This window comes from Streptomyces sp. E11-3, from assembly GCF_046540415.1.
Lineage (GTDB): Bacteria > Actinomycetota > Actinomycetes > Streptomycetales > Streptomycetaceae > Streptomyces.
On record NZ_JAZGRL010000001.1, the window covers coordinates 3,909,916 to 3,934,605 of the forward strand.

25 protein-coding genes, 3 tRNA genes and 2 pseudogenes are annotated in these 24,690 nt (G+C 70.5%); 15 read left to right on the plus strand and 15 right to left on the minus strand.

What is annotated here, in order from left to right; all coding sequences use genetic code 11:
• Positions 1–104: 104 nt before the first annotated feature.
• The 8 genes from U9R90_RS18010 to U9R90_RS18045 all read right to left on the minus strand — a co-directional run bounded on the left by U9R90_RS18010 (position 105) and on the right by U9R90_RS18045 (position 4,856).
• Positions 105–2,228, minus strand: a complete 2,124-nt coding sequence (locus tag U9R90_RS18010; protein ID WP_411057473.1) for an FtsK/SpoIIIE domain-containing protein — start codon at positions 2,226–2,228, stop codon at positions 105–107.
• Positions 2,229–2,369: 141 nt separating this feature from the next.
• Positions 2,370–2,540, minus strand: coding sequence for a pRL2-8 (locus U9R90_RS18015; protein ID WP_411057474.1), 171 nt, complete (start codon positions 2,538–2,540; stop codon positions 2,370–2,372).
• A gap of 2 nt (positions 2,541–2,542) precedes the next feature.
• Positions 2,543–2,860 (minus strand): hypothetical protein, encoded by a 318-nt coding sequence (locus tag U9R90_RS18020; protein ID WP_411057475.1) that lies wholly within the window; start codon positions 2,858–2,860, stop codon positions 2,543–2,545.
• A gap of 2 nt (positions 2,861–2,862) precedes the next feature.
• Positions 2,863–3,066: a hypothetical protein gene (locus U9R90_RS18025; protein ID WP_411057476.1), complete on the minus strand. Its 204-nt coding sequence runs from the start codon at positions 3,064–3,066 to the stop codon at positions 2,863–2,865.
• On the minus strand, positions 3,063–3,467 hold the full coding sequence (locus U9R90_RS18030; RefSeq protein WP_411057477.1) for an RRQRL motif-containing zinc-binding protein: 405 nt from the start codon (positions 3,465–3,467) through the stop codon (positions 3,063–3,065). The genes U9R90_RS18025 and U9R90_RS18030 overlap by 4 nt, the downstream gene beginning before the upstream one ends.
• Positions 3,467–4,402: a DUF2637 domain-containing protein gene (locus tag U9R90_RS18035; protein WP_411057478.1), complete on the minus strand. Its 936-nt coding sequence runs from the start codon at positions 4,400–4,402 to the stop codon at positions 3,467–3,469. The genes U9R90_RS18030 and U9R90_RS18035 overlap by 1 nt, the downstream gene beginning before the upstream one ends.
• Entirely contained in the window at positions 4,399–4,590 is a 192-nt protein-coding gene (locus U9R90_RS18040; RefSeq protein ID WP_411057479.1) for a hypothetical protein, read from the minus strand. The genes U9R90_RS18035 and U9R90_RS18040 overlap by 4 nt, the downstream gene beginning before the upstream one ends.
• A complete protein-coding gene (locus U9R90_RS18045) occupies positions 4,587–4,856 on the minus strand; it encodes a DUF6284 family protein (protein ID WP_411057480.1) in 270 nt (89 codons plus the stop codon). Before U9R90_RS18045 ends, U9R90_RS18040 begins: the two co-directional genes overlap by 4 nt.
• 613 nt (positions 4,857–5,469) lie before the next feature.
• Here U9R90_RS18045 and U9R90_RS18050 point away from each other — a divergent pair.
• The 11 genes and pseudogenes from U9R90_RS18050 to U9R90_RS18100 all read left to right on the plus strand — a co-directional run bounded on the left by U9R90_RS18050 (position 5,470) and on the right by U9R90_RS18100 (position 15,350).
• Positions 5,470–6,276 (plus strand): GntR family transcriptional regulator, encoded by an 807-nt coding sequence (locus U9R90_RS18050; RefSeq protein ID WP_411057481.1) that lies wholly within the window; start codon positions 5,470–5,472, stop codon positions 6,274–6,276.
• Complete coding sequence (locus U9R90_RS18055; RefSeq protein WP_411057482.1) at positions 6,273–6,944, plus strand: YdcF family protein; 672 nt, start codon at positions 6,273–6,275, stop codon at positions 6,942–6,944. Before U9R90_RS18050 ends, U9R90_RS18055 begins: the two co-directional genes overlap by 4 nt.
• Positions 6,945–7,567: 623 nt before the next feature.
• Positions 7,568–8,386 carry a hypothetical protein gene (locus U9R90_RS18060; protein ID WP_411057483.1) on the plus strand — a complete coding sequence of 273 codons (819 nt, stop codon included), beginning with the start codon at positions 7,568–7,570 and terminating at the stop codon, positions 8,384–8,386.
• 336 nt (positions 8,387–8,722) lie between these two features.
• Positions 8,723–8,801: transfer RNA gene (locus U9R90_RS18065), tRNA-Ser, on the plus strand.
• Between the two features lie 109 nt (positions 8,802–8,910).
• Positions 8,911–9,051, plus strand: a pseudogene (locus U9R90_RS18070) (acyl-CoA dehydrogenase family protein); the annotation flags it as partial.
• A complete protein-coding gene (locus U9R90_RS18075) occupies positions 9,048–9,977 on the plus strand; it encodes a bifunctional MaoC family dehydratase N-terminal/OB-fold nucleic acid binding domain-containing protein (protein WP_411057484.1) in 930 nt (309 codons plus the stop codon). The pseudogene U9R90_RS18070 and the gene U9R90_RS18075, both read left to right, overlap by 4 nt.
• A 1-nt stretch (position 9,978) precedes the next feature.
• Positions 9,979–11,067 (plus strand): acyl-CoA dehydrogenase family protein, encoded by a 1,089-nt coding sequence (locus U9R90_RS18080; protein ID WP_411057485.1) that lies wholly within the window; start codon positions 9,979–9,981, stop codon positions 11,065–11,067.
• A complete protein-coding gene (locus U9R90_RS18085) occupies positions 11,064–11,504 on the plus strand; it encodes a MaoC family dehydratase (protein WP_411057486.1) in 441 nt (146 codons plus the stop codon). The genes U9R90_RS18080 and U9R90_RS18085 overlap by 4 nt, the downstream gene beginning before the upstream one ends.
• Positions 11,501–12,667, plus strand: coding sequence for a lipid-transfer protein (locus U9R90_RS18090; protein WP_411057487.1), 1,167 nt, complete (start codon positions 11,501–11,503; stop codon positions 12,665–12,667). Before U9R90_RS18085 ends, U9R90_RS18090 begins: the two co-directional genes overlap by 4 nt.
• Before the next feature lie 332 nt (positions 12,668–12,999).
• The gene (locus U9R90_RS18095) at positions 13,000–13,551 is read left to right on the plus strand and encodes a SigE family RNA polymerase sigma factor (RefSeq protein WP_411057778.1); all 552 of its coding nucleotides are present in this window, start codon (positions 13,000–13,002) and stop codon (positions 13,549–13,551) included.
• 146 nt (positions 13,552–13,697) lie between these two features.
• Positions 13,698–15,350, plus strand: a complete 1,653-nt coding sequence (locus U9R90_RS18100; RefSeq protein ID WP_411057488.1) for a long-chain fatty acid--CoA ligase — start codon at positions 13,698–13,700, stop codon at positions 15,348–15,350.
• A 27-nt stretch (positions 15,351–15,377) separates the two neighbouring features.
• On the opposite strand, the gene U9R90_RS18105 is transcribed toward U9R90_RS18100, so the two are convergent.
• The 4 genes from U9R90_RS18105 to U9R90_RS18120 all read right to left on the minus strand — a co-directional run bounded on the left by U9R90_RS18105 (position 15,378) and on the right by U9R90_RS18120 (position 20,776).
• Positions 15,378–15,950 carry an antibiotic biosynthesis monooxygenase gene (locus tag U9R90_RS18105; protein WP_411057489.1) on the minus strand — a complete coding sequence of 191 codons (573 nt, stop codon included), beginning with the start codon at positions 15,948–15,950 and terminating at the stop codon, positions 15,378–15,380.
• A 130-nt stretch (positions 15,951–16,080) separates the two neighbouring features.
• Complete coding sequence (locus U9R90_RS18110) at positions 16,081–16,815, minus strand: response regulator (protein ID WP_411057490.1); 735 nt, start codon at positions 16,813–16,815, stop codon at positions 16,081–16,083.
• Positions 16,701–20,201 (minus strand): PAS domain-containing protein, encoded by a 3,501-nt coding sequence (locus tag U9R90_RS18115; RefSeq protein ID WP_411057491.1) that lies wholly within the window; start codon positions 20,199–20,201, stop codon positions 16,701–16,703. The genes U9R90_RS18110 and U9R90_RS18115 overlap by 115 nt, the downstream gene beginning before the upstream one ends.
• Positions 20,202–20,350: 149 nt before the next feature.
• On the minus strand, positions 20,351–20,776 hold the full coding sequence (locus U9R90_RS18120; protein WP_411057492.1) for an SSI family serine proteinase inhibitor: 426 nt from the start codon (positions 20,774–20,776) through the stop codon (positions 20,351–20,353).
• 236 nt (positions 20,777–21,012) lie between these two features.
• On the opposite strand from U9R90_RS18120, the gene U9R90_RS18125 reads away from it, so the two are divergent.
• Both U9R90_RS18125 and U9R90_RS18130 read left to right on the plus strand, forming a co-directional pair.
• A tRNA-Ser gene (locus tag U9R90_RS18125) sits at positions 21,013–21,103 on the plus strand.
• A 175-nt stretch (positions 21,104–21,278) separates the two neighbouring features.
• Positions 21,279–21,351 (plus strand) — tRNA-Arg (locus U9R90_RS18130).
• A 110-nt stretch (positions 21,352–21,461) separates the two neighbouring features.
• Here U9R90_RS18130 and U9R90_RS18135 read toward each other — a convergent pair.
• The 3 genes and pseudogenes from U9R90_RS18135 to U9R90_RS18145 form a co-directional block, all read right to left on the minus strand.
• The gene (locus U9R90_RS18135; RefSeq protein WP_411057493.1) at positions 21,462–22,658 is read right to left on the minus strand and encodes an NAD(P)/FAD-dependent oxidoreductase; all 1,197 of its coding nucleotides are present in this window, start codon (positions 22,656–22,658) and stop codon (positions 21,462–21,464) included.
• A 111-nt stretch (positions 22,659–22,769) separates the two neighbouring features.
• Entirely contained in the window at positions 22,770–23,714 is a 945-nt protein-coding gene (locus U9R90_RS18140; RefSeq protein WP_411057494.1) for an RNA polymerase sigma-70 factor, read from the minus strand.
• A gap of 10 nt (positions 23,715–23,724) precedes the next feature.
• Positions 23,725–23,952 (minus strand): annotated as a pseudogene (locus tag U9R90_RS18145) (response regulator transcription factor); the annotation flags it as partial.
• Positions 23,953–24,017: 65 nt separating this feature from the next.
• Between U9R90_RS18145 and U9R90_RS18150 the strand changes: the two are divergent.
• Both U9R90_RS18150 and U9R90_RS18155 read left to right on the plus strand, forming a co-directional pair.
• Positions 24,018–24,242: a hypothetical protein gene (locus tag U9R90_RS18150; protein WP_411057495.1), complete on the plus strand. Its 225-nt coding sequence runs from the start codon at positions 24,018–24,020 to the stop codon at positions 24,240–24,242.
• Positions 24,243–24,351: 109 nt separating this feature from the next.
• Entirely contained in the window at positions 24,352–24,687 is a 336-nt protein-coding gene (locus U9R90_RS18155; RefSeq protein WP_411057496.1) for an antibiotic biosynthesis monooxygenase family protein, read from the plus strand.
• Positions 24,688–24,690: the final 3 nt, after the last annotated feature.

Below are 24,690 nucleotides of genomic sequence, written 5' to 3' on the forward strand. Positions count from 1 at the left end.
CCTCCCTCAGAGATCATTCGCGCAGGTCAGAGCCAGGGAGGCGGGTCAGGGAGGTGGTCAGGGAGTTCTCCCTGTCTCCCTGGCCGGGCGGGGTGTGGCTCCCTCTACTCCGTGGCAGAAGCGGAACCGTCGGCGTCGCGGTTGGTGAGGGCGCGAGAGACGCGATCGCGTCCGACGACCATGACGCCGTCGGACTTGTACGGCTCGGCTCCGGTGCCGTCCAGCACGCGCTTGAGGTCGATGAACGACCACTTGCCGTAGGCGTCCTCGTTCAGGGCGGCGAGCCGGTTGAGGACGTCCATCGTGCGCACCCGCGCCGCGGTGCCGACCACGCTCGCGATGTCCGCGAGTGGGTCGCGCTGCTCGCCGCGGTCGGTGACGTGAAGGGTGGTGACCTCGTCGCGCAGGGCCTTGGCGCGGTCGGCGATCGCGGTCGCCTGGTCGTCGTCGATGAAGTGGGTGCGCACGGTGATCGAGGACTGGCCGACGGGGATCTCGATGCCGTCGGACGCGACCACGAGGGTGCCCTTGTCCAGGCCCTGGCGCAGCAGGTGCGGGGCGGCGCCGCCGTTGACGGCCTTGTCGCCGAGCGCCATGCGGGCTTGGGATTCGGTGCCCACCACGAGGGAGGCGCGGGTGTGGGCGCCCTCGCGGACCAGTTTGGGAAGGTTCTGGTCGGTGGGGTCCTGGGTGCCCTCCCACAGGACCACGTCGACCACGCGGCCCTGGTTGTGGACCTTGCGGACGGCCATGAAGTACCGGGACGTGGCCTTGGACCCGCCGTAGGGCCGCTTGTCCTCGTCGACGGCCGGGCACATGAACGCCACCTGGGCCTCATCCACGACGCCGACCAGCGGCGCGAACACGATGCCGGGATCACGCCGACGCTGCTCCATGCGGCGTTCCATCTCCGCGACCAGGCCCTCAACCATCTCGGTGGCCTCGATGACGTGGTCATCAGTCGGGCCCTGGATCAGCACCATGGCGAGGCCGTCGAACATGGCCCAGTCCCCGGCGCCCTTGAGGTCGGCGATGCGGAACTCCACCGTGCGGTCCAGCGCGGCCCACAGGGCGAGCGCGCGCAGGGCGGCGGTCTTGCCCTGGTTGGACAGGCCCGTGATGAGTAGGTGGCGCTGGTACAGGCTCAGCGCTGCGGCGTCGCCGCGCAGATCCTGGCCCCATGGCGCGCGTCCCTTGGCGTAGCTCGCGGTCAGGGTCTCGTCGGTGACCAGCGGTGAGGGGCCGATCGGCTCATCCAGGGCCCCGGAGTCGGCGATCCACAGCCGGACCGTGCGGGCGGCGGTCGGGATGGTGATGAACACCTCGTGCTCGTGCCGGGAGAGGTTCTCTGCCAGCTTGCGGCGCCGGTTCTGTACCTCGATCGTCGACACCCCGGAGGGGAGGGTGACGTCGACTTCGACGCCGCATCCGGCGATCGTGATCGGGGACAGCATGGCCGCCCCGGCGTCGCCCATCTCCTTGACGGCGGTGCGCATGGCGGGGATGCCCAGGTCCCGCAGGGCCTTGACGACGATTGACGGGGTGATCGGCTCACCCTCCCCGGTGCGGGCGTTGGCGGGCAGGGCCCACTGGGGTGCGGCCTGCTGGTGCTGGCCCACGGCCCACAGCCCGAGCAGGGCCAGGAACGGGCCGAGTGTGAGCAGCGGTCCCCACACGATGGTGATGATGGTGATGAGCAGGCGGATGAACTCGATGACCGCCATCAGCGGGGTGATGACGTCGGTGATGTCCTTGTTGGCGATGGCCAGCACCACCCCGAGCGTGACCAGCGTCCCGATGCTCATGCCGGTGCCGACCAGCACCCCCTTGGCCGCGTCCACGGGTGAGTGGAGCAGGTCCATGCGGCGGCGGTGGCGCGCGTCGCGGAAGCGCTGCCCGCGCTCTTCCCACTCGGCCGCGACCTCGTAGTTGCCCGCGGCTTCGGCGGCACGGAGCAGGCGTTCGTAGCGGGCGGCGGTGCGGCCGTCCCAGGTGCGGCGGGCCACGATCCGGGCGCCCCCGGCCACGTAGAGGCCGTGGCGGGCGACCGTGCGGGCGGCGGTCTTGGTGTGCTCGTGCGTGACGGCCGTCTTCAGCGCGCGACCGGAGCGCACCCACAACGGCACCACCGGTACGGGCGGGGCGTCCGGCACCACGGTCAGGTCCGGGCGGGTATCGACGGCGGGCGGGTCGGGGTTCTTGTGCAGGTGAACGACGTTGCCGCTCATGAGGATAGAGCTCCTGACTGCCCCACGGGGGCGGGAAGGCGAGGGGGTGCCGGGGTGGCCGGTCCGTGGCGGACGGCCACCCCGAGCAGCCGAGACGTGCGAGCGTGTGTCACGCGGTGGGGAGTGCGCGGGCGGGTGCGGTCACCACCAGCGGGACGGCTTCTTGGGCACGAGGGCGGGGCAGCCGTTGACCATGTGGGACACGCACTGCGGGCAGTCCTCACCCGCGTTGAGGCGGCGGTGGATGCTCTTGTCGTAGGCGTGCTGCCAGCACTGCGGGCACTCACCCGGAGGCGCGGGTTGGGCGGCCATGGTCACCACCACCCCGAGGACTTCTTGGCGGCCTTGGTGGCGGCGGCCTCGTTCACGACCCGCTGCCGCTCGGTCTGCAACGCGAGGATTTCCGCGTTGATCCGGATCTCGGCCGCCTCCCACGCGGTCTCGACCTGCTGGTCGGCGCGCTTGGTGCTCTTGTGCCGGGCGACCTTGACCGAGCCACCGGCCAGGGCCGCGAGGAGTGCGCGCCTTTCGCGGCCGGTGAGCGGCCCCATCTCGCGCTTCTGCACGGCGGCGAGGTCGCGGGTGCTCTGCTGGATCGCGCGATCCAGGCGGCGCGTGTCGGGCTTGGCCATGGTCAACCCCTCCTCGGATAGCTGTGGCCGGCGGGCGGGTACACGGGAGCGGACCGGTCCGACAGCAGGCCCTCCATCACGACCGCTTCGAAGTCTTCGTGCAGGGCGGTGGCCGGGTCGCACTCGAACGCGATGTCGGCCGCGTCCAGCAGCCGCACGGTGCGGGCGCTGTCGTCGCCCGGGGACTCACACACAGAACGCTTCACGGCTGACCTCCCAGGTGCAGGGCACGGGCAGAGGCGGATTCATGGCAGAGCAGGCACATGCCGAGCGAGGTCGGCAGGCAGCAGCTGTAAACCACCCGGCAGACGGGGCAGGTGCGCCGGGCGAGCATCGCCAGCGCGAGCGCGCCCACCCTGCGGGAGGTCATAGGCCGCACCGGCTTGGCCAGCTCGATCCGGTACAGGTAGGCCACCGACACCCCGGACTTGCGGCGCCGGGAGCGGCGCATCACCTGCGCCGCGACCGGCTGACCACCAGGGCGTAAGCCCTTGGCGCGCAGTTGGCGGCGGGTGGCATAGCCCTCCGGGGCGAACTTCCACGGGAAGGTTGGCACGCCCCAGGTGGCGCCGGTGGGGTCGAAGCACTTGCCGAACACACCGGACATCACGCCGCCACCGCCTCAGCGGACGGGGCGCTCTCGGCGCGTTCGGCCCGCAGCGTGTCGCGCAGGGTGCGGGCGTTCTTCGGCGAGGTGTGCACCGCGAGGCGGATGCCCTCCGCGGTCAGCTTCGCGTCCGGCCAATCAGCCGTCACCGCACGGGCCTCATCGAGCAACTGTGCCGCTGTGCGGCGGGGTCGACTCGATCGGGCAACCTCGGGAACCCGACCGGTCGCCCGCCGCGGCCGACTCGATTCCGCGGCCGCCGTGCCCGGTTCGATCGGCGGGTCGATCGGCAACCCGAGTGCGCTCAGGACCCGCTCACGCGGCGCGGGAGCGGCCGGGACGGGCTTGAGCGGCAGAGTCGACTTCACGAACCCGACCGGCACCGGAAGCGGCATCTGTGCCGGGTTCGCGGCCACCGGTGTCGGGGTGGATTCCGGCAGGTCAGCCGTAGACCGATTCCTTACAGTCTCGGTAGATTCCTCCGCATTCACGGAGAGTGGTTCGATCGGGGCGGACCGGTGGTGCAGCACCTTGGCGACTAGGTCCGAGCCGAAGAAAATCGACCCGACCGGCAGTGAAGTGGCCAGCAGCACCAGCACCCAGTTGGCCGGGCCCCAGGCGGCCAGCTGCATCCGCTCGCCCCCGTCGTGCATCGCGGGCATCAGCCCGTGCACATAGTTGAGGACCAGTGAGGCGATGGTGTACCCGGCCAGTACCCGCAGCGCGAACCTGCGGTCCCGACCGGTCAGCGCGAGCGTGGCGACCAGCGCCAGGGCCATCAGGCCGTCGACCACGAACGGGTACAGCAGCGCGGCCGTATCGTCCGCACCCACCGTGCGGGCCACGTCCCGCAGCGCGTTCCACGACACCCGAAAAGCCATGGCGACCACGCCGACCAGGGCGAGCACCAGCAGAGTCTTGGCGAAGCGGTTCATGCCGCACCGCCCGTCCGGCGCCCGTGCCGCACCCAACCGGCGAACTGCACGAAGAAGCCGACCGCGGCGATACCCATCAGCCGCGACTCACCCGTGATGAGGCTGCTCGCTGTGGCCGTGACCGCGAGGACGATGCCGACCCAGACCAGCGCCAGGGCCAGGCCCTGCGGGGAGAGGTTGTGGCTCATGCCGCACCCCCCGCCAGGGCCGAGCCGTCGACCTGGTTGGCCAGCTCCCGACGCGCGGCCAAAACCCTGCGCCTAGCCCGGCGGATGCGCCGCGCGTCCAGCTCCGTCGGCGTGCGCTCCAAGGTGGTGATCTGCGCGTCCAGCAGCTCGATGCCCGCCGTGATGAGAGGCATCTCCAGCTCGATCGCGTCCAGCTCCGCAGCCGTCGGCTCGCGGTCGAACTCAGCGGCGGTAACAACCGCCCGAACAGTGACGATGTGCACCATGGGTCGTGGCTCCTTAGTCGGTGGAACGGCCCGAAAGCGCCCCCGGAGTTGCCGCTCCGGGGGCGCGCGCCGTTGTGGAACCAGGGGCTTCCGGCTCCCTGCCACCCCGCCCGTACGAGCCCCGCGCAGTACACGGGCCCGGACGGGCGAGGGAGGCAACCGGCCGCAGCGCTAGCCGCTGCGGAATCGGTGAGACTCGACCGGTTGCCCGCAGCACCTCGCGGTGCTCACGGGCCAGAGATGGAACGGCGCCGCCATGCCGGTCGGCCACGGCCGCGCCCATCAACTTCGTCGGTTCACTGGCACTCCTTCAGGTCGCTGATCAGGGGTTTCGCACTGCAAGGGGGACCTGTGTCCCCACGCTCCGGCCGTTGCTCGCGGTCACCGGGCCACCTCGCCAGTACGGGCCGAAACCCTGTTCTGCCTGGCCTTTAGCGGGATTGCAGCGTCCCCGCCCTGCGCTTCTGTGCGGCGTGAAGCAGCCCCAAGGAGGGCTCTTCCGGCTCACTGTCCTAGGACTGCGAGCGGCTTGAGATGACAATGCACCCGCAGTCCTGGGACTGTCAACAGTCCTGGGACTGTGTTTCACTGGGCATGTCGAGAGGAGTTCTGCGTGGCACCCAAGTGGCGGGAGCTGGCGGACCGGTTCGCCGAACAGATCAGGAACGGCGACTACGCGCCGGGCGACCAGTTGCCCCAGATCAGAGAGCTGGTGGAGGCAGGCGAGGGCTCTAAGTCCACCGTCCACGCGGCGTACAAGGCGCTGGAAGCCGAAGGGCTCGTGACCTCATCGCGCGGCCACGGCACAGTCGTGCGTCCGCGCGCACCTCTCAAGCGACTCGGCATCGCCCGGTACGACAAGGCGAAGTGGCGTGACGGTGACGAGGTGGCGTTCATCGCGGACCGCGTGGCATCGGGGCGGGCCTACAAGCGCAACGAGCAGACCCAGACCGTGAGCCGTGTCGAGGCGACCGCCCTTGTCGCCGGGGGGCTTGGCGTTCCTGTCAGCTCCGAGGTGTACGCACGGGCCCGACTCGTGAAGGAAGGCGCGCAGCCGACCCACACCCTCACCAGCTACTACCGGCCCGAGCACGTCGAGGGGACCCGCATCGTCGACCCCTCGCCCGGCCCTGCCGGGCGTGGCGGCGGGTACCGCGTCTTGTACGACGCCGGGTACGAGATCGATCACATGAAGGAAACGGTGTTCGCTCGGGTGCCCACCGCGGATGAGGTACACCTTCTCCAACTCCCCGCCAGTGAACCCGTGGTCGAGCTTCACAGGACCACGTACACGGCGGATGGCACGGTGGTTGAGTTCGCCGTCGGCATCCACGCGGCCTCGCGCTTTGCGTGGGAGTACGAGTTCCAGGTGCCCGACTCCGGCCGTGACAGGGCCACAGACAAGGAGGGTCAAGCGTGATCTCGGAACAGGACTGGGCAGACACCCGCCTCTTGTGGGACTACCAGCAGATGGGCTACGAGCCGCGCCCCTGCTCGGTTGGTATCGGCCTAGGCAGTCACGACCTCGGCGTCGCCGACACGACCGTCGACCTGTACCAGCGCGGGATGATGCCGCTGATCGTCTTCACGGGTGCCACGAGCCGGACGACCGCGGAACGCATGCCCCGCGGCGAGGCTGAGCACTACAGGGATCGCGCCCTTGAGCTGGGAGTACCGCCAAACGTCATCCTCGTGGAGCCCAACGCTCGGAACACCGGCCAGAACATCACCCTGTCGCGCGACCTGCTCGAAGAACACGGGGTCGACGTGTCGTCGGTGCTGCTTATCAGCAAGCCGTACGAGGAGCGACGGGCCCACGCCACCGCGCGCAAGCTCTGGCCCGAGGTCGAGTTCGTCAGCGCGTCCACCCCCATGACGCTCGCCGAGTATGTCGACTCGATCCAGGACGCACGCCGTGTGATTGACATGCTCGTTGGCTCCCTGCAACGGCTGCTGATCTACCCGGCTCAGGGGTTCATGGTTGCGCAGGACGTGCCCACTGACGTGGTCCGCGCGTACGAACGGCTCGCTTCCCGCGGGTTCACGAGCCGCCTCGCTCCCGAGGCTCCCCGGCGAGAATCGGCGTGACTTGAGCCGCCTTCGCCATCCTCCGGTCAGGATCGTCGCCTGTACCCCCGCGCCACAGTATGAGGGGGGCTCACGCCGCACCGATGACGGCTTTCAGGGTCTCATGGGCCATGTGTAGGCCAGCAGCACCACGAGGAAGGGTTGAGGCGACGTTCCAGCAGGTCAGCGTGGTGTAGGTGCGCACAGCACAACGCTCTTGCGGACCGTCCCTGTCCGCGCGCGGTAATACTTTCCCCACTTCATCAAGGCCCGCGCACGGCGCGGGCGCGCCGCCTCTGCGGCGCGGCCTGCCTCCTGTCTCCGCCCAGGCTGGCAGCGCCCGGCGGCACGCCGCGTGCAGCGGGCGAAGGTCAGGGAAGACCCGCTGTGGCTGGGGCGGTCGGCTCCACGGCTTTAGGTAGCCACTTTGGGGCGAGCCTCTAAGATCATGGCCCCAACGTCGTGCTTTAACGGGCAGGTCAACAGACTGCCCGACTCGCCGGAAGCTTACGGGGCCATGATCACTCGCCCCAAAGCCGATCCAGCCCAAAGCCGCTCCACCGGCCGTGGGTTGAAGTTGCCGTTTCGAGATGGCTCAGGTGCAATAGATCCTACGCGGCAAATCACCCCAAAGGCATCAGGCGATGAACGATCTTAATGATGCGCACCGTAGGGAAGCAGCGCTGGAGATCATCACGGCGGCTAGAGGGAAGGCGCTTCCGTTGACGGAAGCCGACCTGGAGCCTTCAGATATACCCGCTGCCTGCAAAGAGGCGCAAAACGCACTTCGTGCGGCGAGGGAATCAGCCGACAGTGCAATAATCTTCGGCAGTGTGATAAACAGAGTCCTGAAGATTTCGCAAGGCGTTACTGTGCGCGGCAATTGGAGTGTGCAAGCCCAGGACTCCCTGAGGGCGGCGGTTCTGTTCGCTGGAGCCGGACTGGATCGAGCTTTGAAGGTCCTGATGCAGGACGCGATTCCCGTCCTGGTAGAGCACGACGAGCAGACCCTGAAGAAATTCAAGTCATTCGCTGCCGGAGCCATTTCCCGCAAAGGGGAAGACGTGGTTGATCCAGCTACTCTAGTGGAGATGTTTTTGGCGTCCGGAGATAGCCCTAGAGACGTTCTAAGGAAACGCTGGATTAAGGAATTGACTGATGGTAGCGCTCAGTCCGTCGAAAGAGTGGATGAGATAGCGGCAGCCCTTGGGGTGACCGACACCACGATTCGCAAAAGGATAGATCCGTCTAACCGGCGCTCAACTCTACGTGACGCCTTCGCCGCGCGAAACGAGATCGCTCACGAATTGGACATTACTAAGCCAAAAGCAGACGTCAGGGAAAAGCTTGAGAAGATACGCAAGACGCGCAAAGCGGAGGATGTAAAGAAACATGTCACAGAAATGCTCGAAACCGCGCACGCGATAATAGACGATGTCTCTAAAAGGGTAGCTGAAGGCTGAGCAGTCTCCCGCTGAACGGCATCACAGGTACAGCATTGCCCGGCTCAAAGCGGCCAGTCTGACCACCACGGACCGTTCCCTCTGGAGCTCCAGATCAGGAGTGCCTGACATCCACTGCTGACATCAACGGCGGTGGATGCCAGCAGCCGCTGGATAACCGCCACAACAGCGTCGACATCAGGTAGCTCGTTCGTGACGGGCATCCGATCGAACTCCTGAAGCGGGTGTCGATCCACGCGGCGTTCTTCATTTCGTCTCGCCGTGCAGAAGGCTGTGGGCCATGTATGGGCCAGCGCGGGCAGTTGAGCCGCTTGGCTGCGTATCGAGGCAGGTCAGAGCGCTGCGGAGACTCAGGGCGCGACGCTCTTGAAAACCGTCGTGGCGCGAGTCACCGTGGGTTCAAATCCCACACCCACCGCAGCAGGTCCGCTAAGGGCCAGGTCAGAAGGGGTGCCGCTGTGATCGCGGCACCCCTGACCTGTTTAACTGTCTCGCGGTTTCCCGCCTGTGCCCGGTCGTTGACNTCGCCGGGGGGCTTCGGGGACGGGGAGCTGGAGCGGCTGAACAGGGCGGCGCAGATCAACACCTTCGGGGGCGGGGTGAGCGAGGTGCAGCGGGAGATCGTGGCCACGGCTCGGCTCGGGATGCGGAGGGTACGGCGGTGAGCGACGGATTGCAGGTGAGCGACGGGTTGCCTCAGTCGACCGGAGACTTCTACGAGCGGCTGCGGGCGTACGAGGGCAAGGCCGCGGCCGAGGCGGGGCGCGGCAAGGACCCGGTCAACGAGCCGATGATCAGGCACTGGTGCGAGGCGATGGGCGACGCGCACCCCGCGTACACGGGCCCGGACGCGGTCGCGCCGCCGACCATGCTGCAGGCCTGGACCATGGGCGGCCTCGCGGGCCATACGGCACGCTCGGCCGCGTACGACGAACTGACCGCGCTGCTGGACGGCGCCGGGTACACCTCGGTGGTCGCGACCGACTGCGAGCAGGAGTACCTGCGGCCGCTGCGGGTCGGGGACGAGATCACCTTCGACGCGGTGATCGAGTCGGTGTCGGAGGAGAAGACCACCAAGCTGGGGACGGGGCACTTCGTCACGACGCGGATGGATGTCCGGACGAACGGGGAGTTGGCGGGGACGCATCGGTTCCGGATTCTCAAGTACGCGCCCGTGCAGCGGAAACCGCGGGGCGAGCGGCCGCGGCCTGTCATCAACCGGGACAACGAAGGGTTCTGGGCGGGCGTACGGGAGCACACGCTGCTGATCCAGCGGTGCGGGGAGTGCGAGGTCCTGAGGTTTCCCTGGCTGCCCGGATGCAACGCGTGCGGCTCGGACGCGTGGGACACGGTCGAGGCGAGTGGGGAGGGCACGGTCTATTCGTATGTGGTCATGCACCATCCGCCGTTTCCGGCGTTCGATCCTCCGTACGCGGTCGGGCTGATCGAGCTTGCCGAGGGCGTGCGGATGGTCAGCAACGTGGTCGGGGTGCCGCACGACAAGGTGCGGATCGGCATGCCCGTACGACTTGAATTCCAGCGGGTGGATGCCGACTTGGAGATACCGGTCTTCCGAGGGGGTGAGGGGTGACATGGACTTCACGCCTACACAGGAGCAGGCGGCGGCGCGGGAGCTCGCGGCCCAGATCTTCGGCGACCTCTCGACGCCGGGGCGGCTGACGGAGGCCGGGGCGGGCACCGACGCCGAGCTGTGGAAGGAGCTGTGCGCGGCGGGGCTGCCGGGTGCGGTGGCGGAGGTCGGGCTGCTCGGGCTGGTGCTGATGCTGGAGGAGCAGGGGCGGACCACGGCGCAGGTGCCGTTCGCGGTGAGCTGTGTGTACGGGGTGCTGGCGGTCGGTGCCTGGGGCTCGGCGGAGCAGCGGGAGCGGCTGCTGCCGGGGTTCCTCGACGGTACGGCGGTCGCCACCGGGGCGTTTCCGGCGCGTGGTGGTGGCGGTGGTGGCGTACGGGTGGATGGCGTACGGGCCGACGGGGCGGGGCGGTTGACCGGCGCCGTGGGTTGGGTGCCCTGGCTGCGGGATGCCACCCATGTGCTGGTGGCGGCGGCCGACCACAGCCTGTGGATGGTGCGGGTCGCCGACGCCGAGAGGGAGCCGGTGGAGCTGACGGCGCCCTGGTCGGGCGGGCGGCTGGTGCTGGCGGGGACACCGGGCGAGCGGCTGGGCGAGCCTGGGGACGCGGGCGCGTACGAGGGTGCGTGCGGGGGCGCGTACGGGAGTGTGCTCGCCGACGCGCGTATCGCCTTCGCCGGTTTGCAGGCCGGGGTCTGCGCGGGGTCGCTGGCCCGCGCCGTCGAACACACCTCGACCCGCGAGCAGTTCGGCAAGCCGCTCGCCGCCCGGCAGGCCGTCCTGCTGCGCGCCGCCGATGCCCATATGGACACCGAGGCGATACGGGTCACGGCGTACGAGGCCGCCTGGCGCAGGGACGAGGGCCTGGAGTACGGGGGCGCGGCGCTGACCGCCGCCTGGTGGGCGTCGGAGGCGGGCAAGCGCGTGGTGCACACGGGGCAGCATCTGCACGGCGGTACGGGGGCCGATCTGGATCACCCCGTCCACCGGCACTTCCTGTGGGGGCGGCAGCTGGACGCGTATCTCGGGTGCGGTTCCGAAGTGCTGGAGGAGCTGGGTGAGTTGATCGCGAAGGGGGAGGTCGCATGAGTCCCGTCGAGAGCGGCGTGCCGGTGCGCGTCGGGGACGAGTTGCCGCCGCTCACCCTTCCGATCACCCGGCTGCTGATCGTCTCGGGGGCCATCGCCTCGCGCGACTACCAGGACGTGCACCACGACGCGGTGGCGGCCGTCGAGAAGGGCTCGCCCGACATCTTCATGAACATCCTCACCACCAACGGCCTGGTCGGCCGGTACATCACCGACCACTTCGGGCCCGGCGCCGTACTCCGGAAGGTGGCCATCCGCCTGGGAGCACCCAACTACCCCGGCGACACGATGGTGTTGACCGGCACGGTCAGCCAGGTCGAAGGGGACACGGTTCAGGTGAAGGTCACCGGAACCAACGGCATCGGACGGCACGTCACCGGCACGGTCACGGTCACGGTCGCCGTCGCAACGGCCGACAGCGGGGAGGCGGCGGCATGAGCGTGCGCGGGCGGGACTCCCTCGGCGGCAAGGCCGCCATCGTCGGGATCGGGGCCACCGACTTCTCCAAGGACTCGGGCCGCAGTGAGCTGAAACTCGCCGTCGAGGCGGTGCGGGCCGCCCTGGACGACGCGGGGCTCACCCCGGCCGACGTGGACGGCATGGTGACCTTCACGATGGACACCAGCCCGGAGATCACCGTCGCCCAGGCGGCCGGAATGGGCGAGCTCTCCTTCTTCTCACGGGTCCACTACGGCGGCGGCGCGGCCTGCGCCACCGTCCAGCAGGCCGCCCTCGCCGTCGCCTCCGGGGTCGCCGAAGTCGTGGTCTGCTACCGGGCGTTCAACGAACGTTCGGGGCGCCGCTTCGGTTCCGGAGTGCAGCGCCGCGAGCCGTCGGCCGAGGGCGCGGCGCTCGGCTGGGTGCTGCCGTTCGGGCTGCTCACCCCGGCGTCCTGGGTGGCCATGGCGGCGCAGCGCTATCTGCACACGTACGGTCTGACGCCCGAGGCGTTCGGGCAGGTCGCCGTCCTGGACCGGAAGTACGCGGCGACCAACCCGGCGGCGTACTTCCACGGCAAGCCGATCACCCTCGCCGACCACGCGGCGTCCCGCTGGATCGCCGAGCCGCTGCGGCTGCTGGACTGCTGCCAGGAGACGGACGGCGGGCAGGCCCTGGTGGTCACCTCGCTGGAGCGGGCCCGGGATCTGCCGCACCGCCCCGCCGTGATCACCGCGGCGGCCCAGGGCGCGGGCCGGGCCCAGGAGCAGATGACCAGCTTCTACCGGGACGATCTCAGCGGGTTGCCGGAGATGGGCGTGGTCGCGCGGCAGCTGTGGCGGACCTCGGGGCTGACGCCCGGCGAGATCGACGTCGGGATCCTCTACGACCACTTCACTCCGTTCGTTCTGATGCAACTGGAGGAGTACGGCTTCTGCGGGCGCGGCGAGGCCGCGGACTTCGTGGCGGCCGAGGGGCTGCCGCTCAACACTCACGGGGGACAGCTCGGCGAGGCGTATCTGCACGGGATGAACGGCGTCGCGGAAGCCGTACGCCAGCTGCGCGGGAGCGCGGTGAACCAGATCCCCGACACGTCCGCCGTGCTGGTCACCGCGGGCACCGGGGTCCCTACGTCGGGGCTCATCCTGGGGGCGGACGGCTGACCGGTACCAGCCGACGGCTCACTGGTATCAGGTGACTCCCCTGGGGGTTGCGCCCCGTCTCCTCCACCCTTGGGAGGTGGAGCCGGTACCTCTCCTACAACCTGAGGCGGACACCGCTTCAGGACCTGCGGCCGATCCGCTGACGTAGGGGGCGCTCCTAGCGTAGAGCTATGACCACGCTTGTCTGTACCAGCGCATCGAAGGCCGCTACGGGGGCCGCGACGGGGGTCGCGTCGGGAGCCACGACCAAGGCCGCGACGGGGGCCGTGACCAGGGCTGCGGGGGCCGCGACGGGGGCCGTGACCAGGGCTGCGGGGACCGCTTCGGGGGCAGTGACCAGGGCTGCGGGGACCGCTTCGGGGGCCGCTTCGAGTGCCGTGAACTCCCCCGCCTACCCCTCGTTCGCCTCGTATATGCGGGCCCGCCAGCCCGTGCTGCTGCGTACCGCGCGCTCGCTGACCGCCAATCCCTGCGACGCCGAGGACCTGCTGCAGACGGCCCTCACCAAGACCTATGTCGCATGGGAGCGGATCGAGGACCACCGGGCGCTCGACGGCTATGTGCGCCGCGCCCTGCTCAACACGCGCACCTCGCAGTGGCGCAAGCGCAAGGTCGACGAGTTCACCTGCGACGAACTGCCGGAGCCCGACCCGGTGCCGGTGGCCGACCCGGCCGAGCAGCAGGTGCTCAGGGACGCCATGTGGCGCGCGATCATGAAGCTGCCCGCCCGGCAGCGGGCGATGGTCGTCCTCAGGTACTACGAGGATCTGAGCGAGGCGCAGACCGCCGAGGTGCTCGGAGTCTCCATCGGTACGGTCAAGAGCGCGGTGTCCCGGGCGCTCGGCAAGCTGCGTGACGACCCGGAGCTGCGGCCCGTTCGCTGACCTTGCGGTGGTTTGACCCGTTTTCCCGGTCGGGCCAGAGTTAACCGCTCCCTTTCTCGGCTGCTCCTACTAGTGACATACCGCGTGGTATGCGGTGAGAATCAGCGGCACCCTTACTGCTCCGTAGCGCCCACCGGGAGGACGCCGTGCTGAGCACCATGCAGGACGTACCGCTGACCGTGACCCGCCTGCTCAGGCACGGGTCGACCATCCACGGCACGTCGCAGGTCACGACGTGGACCGGAGAGAGCGAGCCACACCGCCGCAGCTATGCCGAGATCGGCGGCCGCGCCGCCCAGCTCGCACACGCCCTGCGCGACGATCTTGGAATCGACGGCGACCAGCGGGTCGCCACCCTCATGTGGAACAACGCCGAGCATGTCGAGGCGTACTTCGCGATTCCCGCCATGGGCGCCGTGCTGCACACCCTGAACCTCCGGCTGCCCCCGGAGCAGCTGGCGTGGGTCGTCAACCACGCCGACGACCGCGTGGTCATCGTCAACGGCTCGCTGCTGCCGCTGCTCGCGCCGCTCCTGCCGCATCTCAAGCCCGTCGAGCACGTGGTGGTCAGCGGCCCCGGCGACCGTTCGCTCCTCGACGGCGCGAGCGTCCAGGTGCACGAGTACGAGGACCTGATCGCCCAGAAGCCGGAGACCTACGACTGGCCCGAGCTGGACGAACGCCAGGCCGCCGCGATGTGCTACACCTCCGGCACGACCGGCGACCCCAAGGGCGTCGTCTACTCGCACCGCTCCATCTATCTGCACTCCATGCAGGTCAACATGGCCCAGTCGATGGGGCTCACGGACCACGACACCACCCTCCTGGTCGTCCCCCAGTTCCATGTCAATGCCTGGGGACTCCCCCACGCGTCCTTTATGACCGGCGTGAACATGCTGATGCCGGACCGCTTTCTGCAGCCAGAGCCGCTCGCCGAGATGATCGAGAGCGAGCGCCCCGCGCACGCGGCCGCCGTCCCCACCATCTGGCAGGGCCTGCTCGCCGAACTCACCGCCAAGCCGCGCGACATCAGCTGCCTCAGCCAGGTCACCATCGGCGGCTCGGCCTGCCCGCCTTCGCTGATGGAGGCGTACGACAAGCTCGGCGTCCAGGTCTGCCACGCCTGGGGCATGACGGAGACCTCGCCGCTCGGCACGGTCGCCCGGGTCCCGGCCGGGGTGAGCGAGGAAGACGAGATGGGCTACCGCCTCACCCAGGGCCGCTTCCCGGCCGGTGTCGAGGCCAGGCTGGTCGGCCCCGGCGGCGAACAGCTGCCCTGGAACGGCGAGTCGGCCGGGGAACTGGAGGTACGCGGCCCCTGGATCGCGGGCGCCTACTACGGCGGCGCGGCCGGTGCGGACTTCCGCCCCGCCGACAAGTTCAGCGAAGACGGCTGGCTGAAGACCGGCGACGTCGGCGTGATCACCCCCGACGGCTATCTCACGCTCACCGACCGCGCCAAGGACGTCATCAAGTCCGGTGGCGAGTGGATCTCCTCGGTCGAGCTGGAGAACGCGCTGATGGCCCACCCCGAGGTCGCCGAGGCCGCGGTGGTCGCCGTCCCCGACGACAAGTGGGGCGAGCGCCCGCTGGCCACCGTGGTGCTGCAGGAGGGCTCAAGCGCGGACTACGCGTCGCTGAAGGCCTTCCTCGCCGAGAAGATCGCCAAGTGGCAGCTGCCGGAGCGCTGGGCGATCATCCCGGCCGTACCGAAGACCAGCGTCGGCAAGTTCGACAAGAAGGTGATCCGCAGGCAGTACGCGGACGGCGAGCTGGATGTGACCAAGCTCGGCGAGTGAGTACGTACGCGGGTACGGGCCTGGTGGTCAGCCGTTCAGCCAGCGGCGCAGCAGCCTGCTGATGTTCGGCATGGCCACATAGGTCATGAGGGTGCTGAAGAGTACGGCGAACACCGCCGTCCGCAGCACCAGCGGAAGATCCGTGAGGAACGGCCCGAGCGCCGCGTTGCCGAGCAGCGAGATCGGGAAGATGGCCAGTCCGGAACTGATGGCCATCTTCCAGCGCGGCGGCGCGGGCCGGGACGAGCCCGGCTTGGCGAACCAGGTCTCCATGCCGGTCAGTTCACGCCGGGCTATCTCGGAGTGGAAGTGCCCCTCGCAGTGGGCGAACCACTCGGCCCGCTCTGGAGACTCCTGCCACCGCCGCAGCGCGTCCGCGTCCCGGAACCGGTGGACCAGGAACCACGGAGCGCCTTCGGCCGACGGCCGGAAGAGACCGTGGCCGAGATGCCCGGGGATGGCCGTGGCGGCGTCCAGAATGCCGCGGGCCCACTTCTCGAAGGACTCCTCGTAGCCCGGCTCGACCCGACGGGCGATCAGCAGGGTGACCTCGCCGTTGTCGGCGGGGACGGTGGGGTGCTCGATGGGGTCGGGGCTCACGGGTCGGGTCACTCCTTGTTTCACGTGAAACGGCACCCGCGTGTTCCACGTGAAACAGCGCCCGCGAGCGGCAGTTGTGCGGTTGAGCCTGTGTGCGATGTCGGGCCGCGCGTTGCCGGGCGGCTGGGTGTCAGTTGGTGCCGATCTTCGCCAGCAGGTCGACGATGCGGCTCTGCACCTCGGAGCTCGTGGAGCGTTCCGCGAGGAACAGCACGGTCTCCCCCGAGGCGAGCTTCGGCAGCTCCGACTGGTCGACGGCCGCGGTGTAGACGACCAGCGGGGTGCGGTTCAGCTGCCCGTTGGCACGCAGCCAGTCGACGATCCCGGCGCGTCGGCGGCGTACCTGCATCAGGTCCATCACCACCAGGTTCGGCCGCATCTGGGTCGCCAGCGTCACCGCGTCCGTGTCGGCACCGGCCCGTGCGACCTGCATACCGCGGCGCTCCAGGGTCGCGGTCAGCGCCTGCGCGATCTCCTCGTGCTCCTCGATCAGCAGGACGCGCGACGGGTGCTGCTCGCTGTCGCGCGGCGCCAGCGCCTTCAGGAGTACGGCGGGGTCGGCACCGTACGCCGCCTCGCGGGTGGCCTGACCGAGTCCGGCCGTCACCAGTACGGGCACCTCGGCGGCGACGGCCGCGCGGCGCAGTGACTGGAGCGCGGTGCGGGTGATCGGTCCGGTCAGCGGGTCCACGAAGAGGGCGGCCGGGAACGCGGCGATCTGCGCGTCCACCTCGTCGCGGGAGTTCACGGTCACCGGGCGGTAGCCGCGGTCGCAGAGCGCCTGTTGGGTCGAGACGTCGGGCGCGGGCCAGACGAGCAGGCGGCGCGGGTTGTCCAGCGGCTCGGGCGGCAGCTCGTCGTCCATCGGCTGCGGCTGGGGGCGGTTGGCCACCTCGACGGCGCCGTTCGGGCCGTCCAGGGGCTCGGGGCCCTCGGCACCCGCGTCGGGCGCGCCGATGGCGTAGGCGCGGCCCGCGGCCCGGGGCCCGGGGTCGGGCTGAGGCTGCGGGAGCGGCAGCGCGCCGGGCTTGGCCTGCGCCTGCTCCGGTGCCTGGGTCTGGGCCTGGACTGCCGGGGGCTGCTCCGCGGTGGCCTCGGGGCGTGCGGCTTCCGAGTGCCCGGTCTCGGGCGGCGTACCCAGCTTGCGGCGGCGCCCCGAGCCGCCGGTGGACTGGCCCCCGGTGCGGTCGTCGGCCGCGCCGGGGAGCTGGCCGCGTTGCTGATCCGTGAGCTGCTGCGCGAACGGGACGCCCTGCCCCAGGGTGCGCACGCTGATCGACCTGCCCTGCGTGGAGTTGCTCGCGTCCTCGGCCGATGCCTCGGCGGGCAGCGGCTGCGCGAGGCGCTGCTGCGTACCGGCGGTGCCCGCGGCGGGGGTCGGCCAGGTGGGAGCGGCGGCCGGAGCAGCCGGGGCGCCGGCCGTGTCGTCCGGGGTCTGCGACGCGGGGTCCGGCGGGCGTACCGCCCGGCGGCGGCCCGTCGGGGCCGGGGCAGGGTGGGGCTGCGGCGGGGTGTGGTCGGCGGTGAGGTCGTGCGGCGCGGTGTCGTGCCGGGTGCCGTGCGTCGGGTCGACGGCTNGCCGAGGGTGTCTGGTGCGGGCATGGTGCCCGGAGCCGGGGTGCCGCCTTGGGTGCCCGGCAGAGGCTGGGCGCCCGGGATGGCACGCGGGTCGGGTGCGGGGGCGCCGCCCGGGAGGCCCGACACGGGCTGGGTGCCGAGAGCATCGGTGGTCGGGGTGGCCGAGGCGGCTGCGGCGGCAGGGTGTGTGGTGCCGTCCGTGGTGCCGCGCGGGTCGGGCGCGGTCGTGCCGGGGAGTCCTGGCAGGGGTTGGGCGCCTGGGGTTTCGGTGGTCGGGGCGGCTGGGCCGGTGCCTGCGGTGCCGCCGAGGGTGTCTGGTGCGGGCACGGCGCCCGGAGCCGTGGTGCCGCCGAGGGCGCCTGGCAGGGGCTGGGCGCCCGGGGTTCCGGCGCTCGGGGCCTCAAGGGCGCGGGGCTGGTGCGGCATCGGGCTTGCGGCGGGGAGCGCGGCCTGCGCGCCATCGGGGTTTCGGCGGGCCCGGCGACCCGTCGGTGCGGCCGGAACGGGTCCTGCCGTCGGCATGCCCTGCGGCGGAACCGTGTCACCGAGACCCGTGGAGTCGACGCCACCCGCGGCGTGCTCGGCCGCGGTCACCACGGAGCCCTGTGCGGGCGTGGCAGCGGCCTCCTGCGCCAGGGCACGTCGGCGCCTGCGCCCCGTACCACCGCTACCGCCTGTGCCGCCGCCGCCCGAGGTGTCGTTCTCGCCCATGTTCTGCGCGGGCAGCCACTCGGCCTGGGCCGCACCCGGCTCCGGCTCCGGAGCGGCGACCGCGCGCCGCCGACGCCGCCCCGTGGGTGCCTCGCCGGAACTCGGGCCCGGCATGTGGGCGCCCGAGCCCGAATCACCCGAAGCGCCCGAATCGCGGGACTCCGTCTCGCCGTTCGCCAGGAACGCGTCCACCGAAGCGCGCCGGGCCCGACGCCGCCCGCCGCCCTCGGTCCGCTGCTGCTCAGGCAACGCCAACTCAGCCGAAGCCGACCCCGAAGCCGCATCAGGTCCCGAAGCCGCATCAGGTATCGAAGCGGGCGCGGCAACCGCCCCCGCCCCAGCCCCGATCGGCACCTCAAGCACATACGCGTTACCGGCCATACCGGGCACTTCGTGCGTCTGCAGCACCCCGCCGTGCGCCCGCACGATCCCGCGCACGATCGGCTCATGGACCGGGTCCCCACCGGCGTACGGCCCGCGTACCTCGATCCGTACGACATCACCGCGCTGCGCCGCCGCGACCACGATCGTCGAGTCGACGTACCCGCCACCGGCCGGCACCCGCGCGTGCCCGGTCGAGTCGATCCCGGCCACATCCGCCACCAGGTGCGCCAACGCCGTCGCCAGCCGGGCCGGGTCGACCTCGGCCTCGATCGGCGGCGCGTGCACCGCGAACTGCGCCCGACCAGGGCCGATCAGCTCGACGGCGCCCTCGACACCGGCGGCGACCACGCCGTCCAACAGGGCGAGTTCCTTGCGCAGCCCCTCCGCGCCGGTGTCCAGGCGCTGGAAGCCGAGGACGTTGTCGACGAGGGTCGACATCCGGGCGTACCCCGCGGTCAGGTGGTGCAGTACCTGGTTGGCCTCGGGCCAGAGCTGTCCGGCCGGGTCGGCGGCCAGCGTGCCCAGCTCGCGCCGCAGTTCCTCCAGTGGGCCGCGCAGCGACTCGCCGAGTACGGCGAGCAGCTGGGCGTGCCGCGCGGAAAGGGCCTCGTACCGCTCGTTCTCCCGCTCCGCGAGGGCCTCGTACCGGTCCTTCTCGCGCTCGGCGAGCGCGGCGTGGCGCTCCTTCTCACGCTCGGCAAGCGCCGTGTACCGCTCCTCGGCCGCCGCGATCTCCTCGGCGTGCCGCGTGGCCTCCTCGGCCTGCTGGGCGACCACTTCGTCGTACGCCCGCCGGTCGGTGAACGCGAGCACCGCGCCGACCAGCTGGTCCCCGTCCCGTACCGGCGCGGTCGTCAGGTCGACCGGGACCGGACTGCCGCTCTTGGTCCACAGCACCTGCCCGCGCACCCGGTGCTTGCGCCCCGACTTGAGGGTGTCCGCGAGGGCGGTCTCCTCGTACGGGAAGGGCGTGCCGTCCGCCCGCGAGTGCTGGACCAGGGGGTGCAGCTGCTGGCCGCCCAGATCGCTGGCCCGGTATCCGAGTATCTGTGCGGCGGCGGGGTTGACGAGCACCACGCGGCCCTCGGTGTCGGTTCCGACGACACCCTCGGCGGCCGCGCGCAGGATCATCTCGGTCTGCCGCTGCGAACGGGCCAGCTCCGCCTCGGTGTCCATGGTCCCGGACAGGTCCCGGACCACGAGCATCAGCAACTCGTCCCCGAAGCCATGGCTCTCGTACGCGTCCCGGGCGTCTTCCAGATTCGCGCTGGTGACCTCGACCGGGAACTCGCTGCCGTCCGTACGCCGGGCCGTCATCCGCCGCGGCTTGGTGCGGCCGAGCTCGTCCGTGACGTCCGGCCGCCGCATGGATCCCGGGATCAGCCGGGAGTCGAACTCGGGCAGCAGATCAAGGAGCCCCCGCCCCACCAGCGCCCAGCCCGAGGTCTCGAACGTCTCGAGCGCGATGGTGTTGGCGTTGACGACCGTGCCGTTGGTGTTGACGAGCAGCAGGGCGTCAGGAAGGGCGTCAAGTATGGCTGCGAGGCGAGCAGCGCCTCGGGATGGCCTGCTGCTCACGACGACGGGTCCTCCCTTTACCGCTTAGCGTGCCTGCCGGACACCGGGCCATCTTGCCCCTCGGCCCCTGGCGTGTCACGGGAGGGAGTCTACGGGCACCGGTTGCGCCCGCGACGCCGGATGAGCCGACGGCACCCGCGAGCGAGGACTCACGCCCCGGCCGCGGGCAGCACCGCGCCGAGGCTGTCCCAGCGGCTGATCTCGCATCCGTTGGTCCGGTCGTACGTGGCGCCGACCGGGCGGCCGTGCCAGGTCCCGGTGACGCGGGCGGTCTCGGGGCCGCCGTACTGCATGGTGCACAGGGCGTCCTCGGGCACCGGCGCGAACAGGTCCCGCCCCTCGGCCGAGGCCTGCTCAAGCACCTCGCAGGCCTCATCGGCGCTCGGATGCGTACCACCGGCCGGCGCACACTCCAGCTCGTACGCCGTCGTTGTGCCATCCGCGCCGGTCCCGGTCACCGTGAGCCGGTCCGGGGGTTGGGGCGCCGTCGGGTGCTGATGGCATGCGTACGCGGACGGGGCCGCGACCAGGGCGGCGAGCGAGACGGTGGCGGTGAGGGCGAGGCGGCGCAGCATGTCGGGCTCCACGGGGGTGAGGAACGGGGGAACGGGGTGAGGACGGGCGCGGTTGGCGGTAGGCCCGCCCTGCCCAACGCCCAGAGCCCCCGGACGTTGCGGCCGAGCGCGCCCGGACACCCCGTAATGCCCTTTGCTCAGCCGCCCACCTGCCTAGTACCGTGGGTGGCGATTGGTGGCACGCCATGTGGCTGTGCCATCATCTGCAACGCACCACGCGTTCGCGCGGGTGTGCTGGAGGCGTCGCCTAGTCCGGTCTATGGCGCCGCACTGCTAATGCGGTTTGGGGTTTACCCCCCATCGAGGGTTCAAATCCCTCCGCCTCCGCACGTTGATCACCGAAGCCCCGGTCACCAAGACCGGGGCTTCGGTGTTTCCGTAGGTCCCCACAGCTCGTTTTCGCAGGTCAGAAGGGGTGGGGGAAACGGATTTCGCCTCTCGGCGCAGGTCATGTAATGTTGTTCCCGCAACGCCGACGGGGCAGAAAAGCCCAAGACGCCAAGCACTCGTAGCTTAACGGATAGAGCATCTGACTACGGATCAGAAGGTTGCAGGTTCGAATCCTGCCGAGTGCACAGCAGAGCAGGGGCCCTATCGAGTAATCGATAGGGCCCCTGCTTCGTGTGCTGAGAGCGGTGACCGAGGCGGGCGTCCTCGCATCGGGGCGCCCGCCTCGTCGCGTGAGTCAGGCCAGGGCCTTGGCGGCCGAGTTCGTCTGGGCTCGCTCGCGTAGGACGCGGTGGCGTCGGGTCGGCATCCCGGCTGTCGGGTTGGCGACGCCCCAGGCCGCGCCCTTGCAGACCAGTTCCTTGTAGAGGGCGGCGAGCCGTCCTGTCAGGGCCGCACGGACGGCGCGGTCGTCGGCGGTGACGTACTGGATCAGACCTTCCCTGCGGCCCAGCGAGATGCACTGGTTGAAGTAGCGCAGTGGTGCGTTGGGGACCTTCCTGCCAGTCAGGCGCGCCGCGATGGCGTCGGCGGCCTGCCATGCGGTGGGGACGCCCGAGGCGCACGACATCCGCAGCGGCTTGTCGGCGGGGCCCATTGCCATGGCCGCGTCGCCGATGGCGTACACGTCCGGGTGTGAGACCGAGCGCATGGTCTTGTCGACCACGATCTGGCCTGTGTCGGTGACCTCCAGGGCGGTGGCCTGCGCGATCGGGTGGACCGCGAAGCCGGTGGTCCACAGGGTGACCGCGGCCGGGATGGGCTTGCCGTCGGCGGTGGCGACGCGGTCGGCCTCGACGCCGGTGACGGCGGTGTGCTCGTGCACGGTGATGCCGAGCTTGTCGCAGACCTTCCGCAGGTGCTGGCGGCCCTTGGGCGAGAGCCAGTCGCCGAGCGCGCCGCGGGCGGCGAGGGCGACGTCGAGGTCCGGGCGGGCCTCGGCGATCTCGGTCGCGGCCTCCAGGCCGGTGAGGCCGCCGCCGACGACGACCACGGGCTCTCCGGCGTCCAGGCGGGCCAGGCGCTCGCGCAGCCGGAGCGCTCCGGGGCGGCCGGCGATCTGGTGGGCGTGCTCGGCGGTGCCGGGGACGCCCTGCGTGTTCCAGCCGCTGCCGAGGGCGTACACGAGGCTGTCGTACTCCAGCTCGTCGGCGCCGTTCGCGTCGGTGACGGCGACCGTCTTGCGGTCGACGTCGACGCTGGTGACCTTCGCGAGCTTCAGTTCGACGCCGGTGCCCGCGAACATCTCGCTGAAGGGCCGGGGCTTGAGGTCCTGGCCGACCGCCAGTTGGTGCATCCGGACGCGCTCGACGAAGTCGGGCTCGGCGTTGACGAGCGTGATGGCGACGTCCTCGCGGCGCAGCCGCTTGGCGAGGCGCCCGGCGGCGATGGCTCCGGTGTATCCGGCTCCCAGGACGATGATGCGGTGCTGCATTTCTTGCTCCTGTCTCGCGCGGGTTCGCCACTTGAACCGGGCGGCCCGCCGTTTCCTGACAGGAGTGTGGTGTGAAGCACGTCACGTCGTGGCTGGAAGGGGCGGAAGGCGTCAGAAGGCGTGGAGCAGGGGGTTCCCGTGGTCGGTGGCCGCCCACCGGCGGGTCGCGCGTTCGAGCTTGTCGGGGTTGGCCTGGCTACGGAACGCGGCGATGCCCTCGGCGGTGACCTCCAGGCACATGACGCCGATGACGCGGCCGTCGACGACCACCACGACGGCGGGGGCGCCGTTGGCGGTCGTGGCGTAGACCTCGGGTGAGCCGCCGACCAGGGCACGCTTGGCCTTGCTGGGCTTGAACATGCCCCGCATGAACTTCGCGACCGCGAGCGCGCCCTCGAACGCCTTGGTGCGGGCCGGGACCTTCCCGCCGCCGTCGCCGATCGCGATGGCGTCTTCGGTGAGCAGCCGCACGAGCGGCTCGGTCTGGCCGCTGGTGGCGGCCGCGAGGAACTCCTCGACGACCCGCCGGGCGGCGGCCTCGTCGATCTCGGTGCGGGCCTTGCCGTCCGCGATGTGCTTCTTGGCGCGGTGGAAGATCTGCTGGCTGGCGGCCTCGGTGATGTCGAGGATCTCGGCGATCTCCCGGTGCGGGTAGCCGAAGGCCTCCCGCAGCACGTACACCGCCCGCTCGTTGGGGGAGAGGCGCTCCATGAGGGTGAGGACCGCGTACGACACCGATTCGCGCTGCTCGGCGGTGTCGGCGGGGCCGAGCATCGAGTCCCCGGCGAGCAGCGGCTCGGGGAGCCATTGGCCCACATAGGTCTCGCGCCGCGCGCGGGCCGAAGTGAGCTGGTTGAGGCACAGGTTGGTGAGGACCTTCGTCAGCCAGGCCTCGGGGACCTCGATGCGGTCGACGTCGGCCGCCTGCCAGCGCAGGAACGTCTCCTGTACGGCGTCCTCGGCCTCGCTCGCCGAGCCGAGGAGGCGGTACGCGATCGCCTCCAGGCGGGGTATGGAGGCCTGGAACCGGTCCACGTCGCTCATGGTCAGGGGCATGGCCCGGATCCTAGCTCTCGCGGCGTGTGACTGCCGTGGGGTTGGTGCCTGCCAGGCCCGTCTCCCAGGCCCACGCGGCGATGCCGACCCGGTTGCGGGCCTTCAGCTTGGACTGGACGTTGGCGATATGGGTCTTGGCGGTGCCGGGGGAGATGAAGAGTTCGGCGGCGATCTCGGCGTTGGTGAGTCCGCGGGCCACCAGGCGGGCGATCTGTTCCTCGCGCTCGGTGAGGGGAGAGGGAGAGGGGGTGGGGGACGGGGTTGTAGCTGGNGCTCGATGGGCTGCGGGACGCGTCCGGGGTGGTGCGGGAGCTGGTGGACGGTGGGGTGGTCGCGGGGGTGCTGATCGGGGCGGCCGGGCCGGATCTGCATCTGGAGGTTGGGGGTGGAGGTGAGGCTGGGGGCGCGGACCAGGTGATTGTCGACAGCCGGGTGATGAGTGGGTGGCGGCTGGTCGCGGCGGAGCCGGGGGCCGTGGTGAGTGTGCCGGTCACGGAGGTGGGGGCGGTGCAGGGTGGACTGTTCTGATCGGGCCGCGCTGACCGGGCCGCTCTGATCTGTCCGCAAGGTCAAGGTTTGTTGACCGTGCGACGAGATCCGTGGACATCAGTCGCCTGAGGCGCTCAAGGTGGGTGTCATGACCACTCACCCCGTTCGCCCACCCGTACCTCCCTACTACACGGTCGTCTTCACCTCCGTCCGTACGGAGGGAGACAACGGCTACGGCGAGACCGCCGACCGTATGGACGAGCTGGTACGGGAGATCCCCGGCTTCCTCGGTCTTGACTCGGCCCGCACACCGGGCGGACTCGGGATCAGCGTCGGCTACTTCCGGGACAAGGACGCCATCGAGCAGTGGCGGACGAACATGGAGCACCAGGCGGCGCAGCAGCGCGGCAAGGCCGAGTGGTACGAGAGTTACTCGGTCCACATCGCCAAGGTCGAGCGGAGTCACGGTTTTGAGCGGGGTTAGCGG

Excerpts from the sequence above, each read along its gene's own strand:
- U9R90_RS18010 (WP_411057473.1), bottom strand. The coding sequence starts at position 2,228 with ATGAGCGGCAACGTCGTTCACCTGCACAAGAACCCCGACCCGCCCGCC.
- U9R90_RS18015 (WP_411057474.1), bottom strand. The coding sequence starts at position 2,540 with ATGGCCGCCCAACCCGCGCCTCCGGGTGAGTGCCCGCAGTGCTGGCAG.
- U9R90_RS18020 (WP_411057475.1), bottom strand. The coding sequence starts at position 2,860 with ATGGCCAAGCCCGACACGCGCCGCCTGGATCGCGCGATCCAGCAGAGC.
- U9R90_RS18030 (WP_411057477.1), bottom strand. The coding sequence starts at position 3,467 with ATGTCCGGTGTGTTCGGCAAGTGCTTCGACCCCACCGGCGCCACCTGG.
- U9R90_RS18035 (WP_411057478.1), bottom strand. The coding sequence starts at position 4,402 with ATGAACCGCTTCGCCAAGACTCTGCTGGTGCTCGCCCTGGTCGGCGTG.
- U9R90_RS18040 (WP_411057479.1), bottom strand. The coding sequence starts at position 4,590 with ATGAGCCACAACCTCTCCCCGCAGGGCCTGGCCCTGGCGCTGGTCTGG.
- U9R90_RS18045 (WP_411057480.1), bottom strand. The coding sequence starts at position 4,856 with ATGGTGCACATCGTCACTGTTCGGGCGGTTGTTACCGCCGCTGAGTTC.
- U9R90_RS18060 (WP_411057483.1), top strand. The coding sequence starts at position 7,568 with ATGAACGATCTTAATGATGCGCACCGTAGGGAAGCAGCGCTGGAGATC.
- U9R90_RS18080 (WP_411057485.1), top strand. The coding sequence starts at position 9,979 with ATGGACTTCACGCCTACACAGGAGCAGGCGGCGGCGCGGGAGCTCGCG.
- U9R90_RS18085 (WP_411057486.1), top strand. The coding sequence starts at position 11,064 with ATGAGTCCCGTCGAGAGCGGCGTGCCGGTGCGCGTCGGGGACGAGTTG.
- U9R90_RS18090 (WP_411057487.1), top strand. The coding sequence starts at position 11,501 with ATGAGCGTGCGCGGGCGGGACTCCCTCGGCGGCAAGGCCGCCATCGTC.
- U9R90_RS18110 (WP_411057490.1), bottom strand. The coding sequence starts at position 16,815 with ATGGACGACGAGCTGCCGCCCGAGCCGCTGGACAACCCGCGCCGCCTG.
- U9R90_RS18120 (WP_411057492.1), bottom strand. The coding sequence starts at position 20,776 with ATGCTGCGCCGCCTCGCCCTCACCGCCACCGTCTCGCTCGCCGCCCTG.
- U9R90_RS18135 (WP_411057493.1), bottom strand. The coding sequence starts at position 22,658 with ATGCAGCACCGCATCATCGTCCTGGGAGCCGGATACACCGGAGCCATC.
- U9R90_RS18140 (WP_411057494.1), bottom strand. The coding sequence starts at position 23,714 with ATGCCCCTGACCATGAGCGACGTGGACCGGTTCCAGGCCTCCATACCC.
- U9R90_RS18155 (WP_411057496.1), top strand. The coding sequence starts at position 24,352 with ATGACCACTCACCCCGTTCGCCCACCCGTACCTCCCTACTACACGGTC.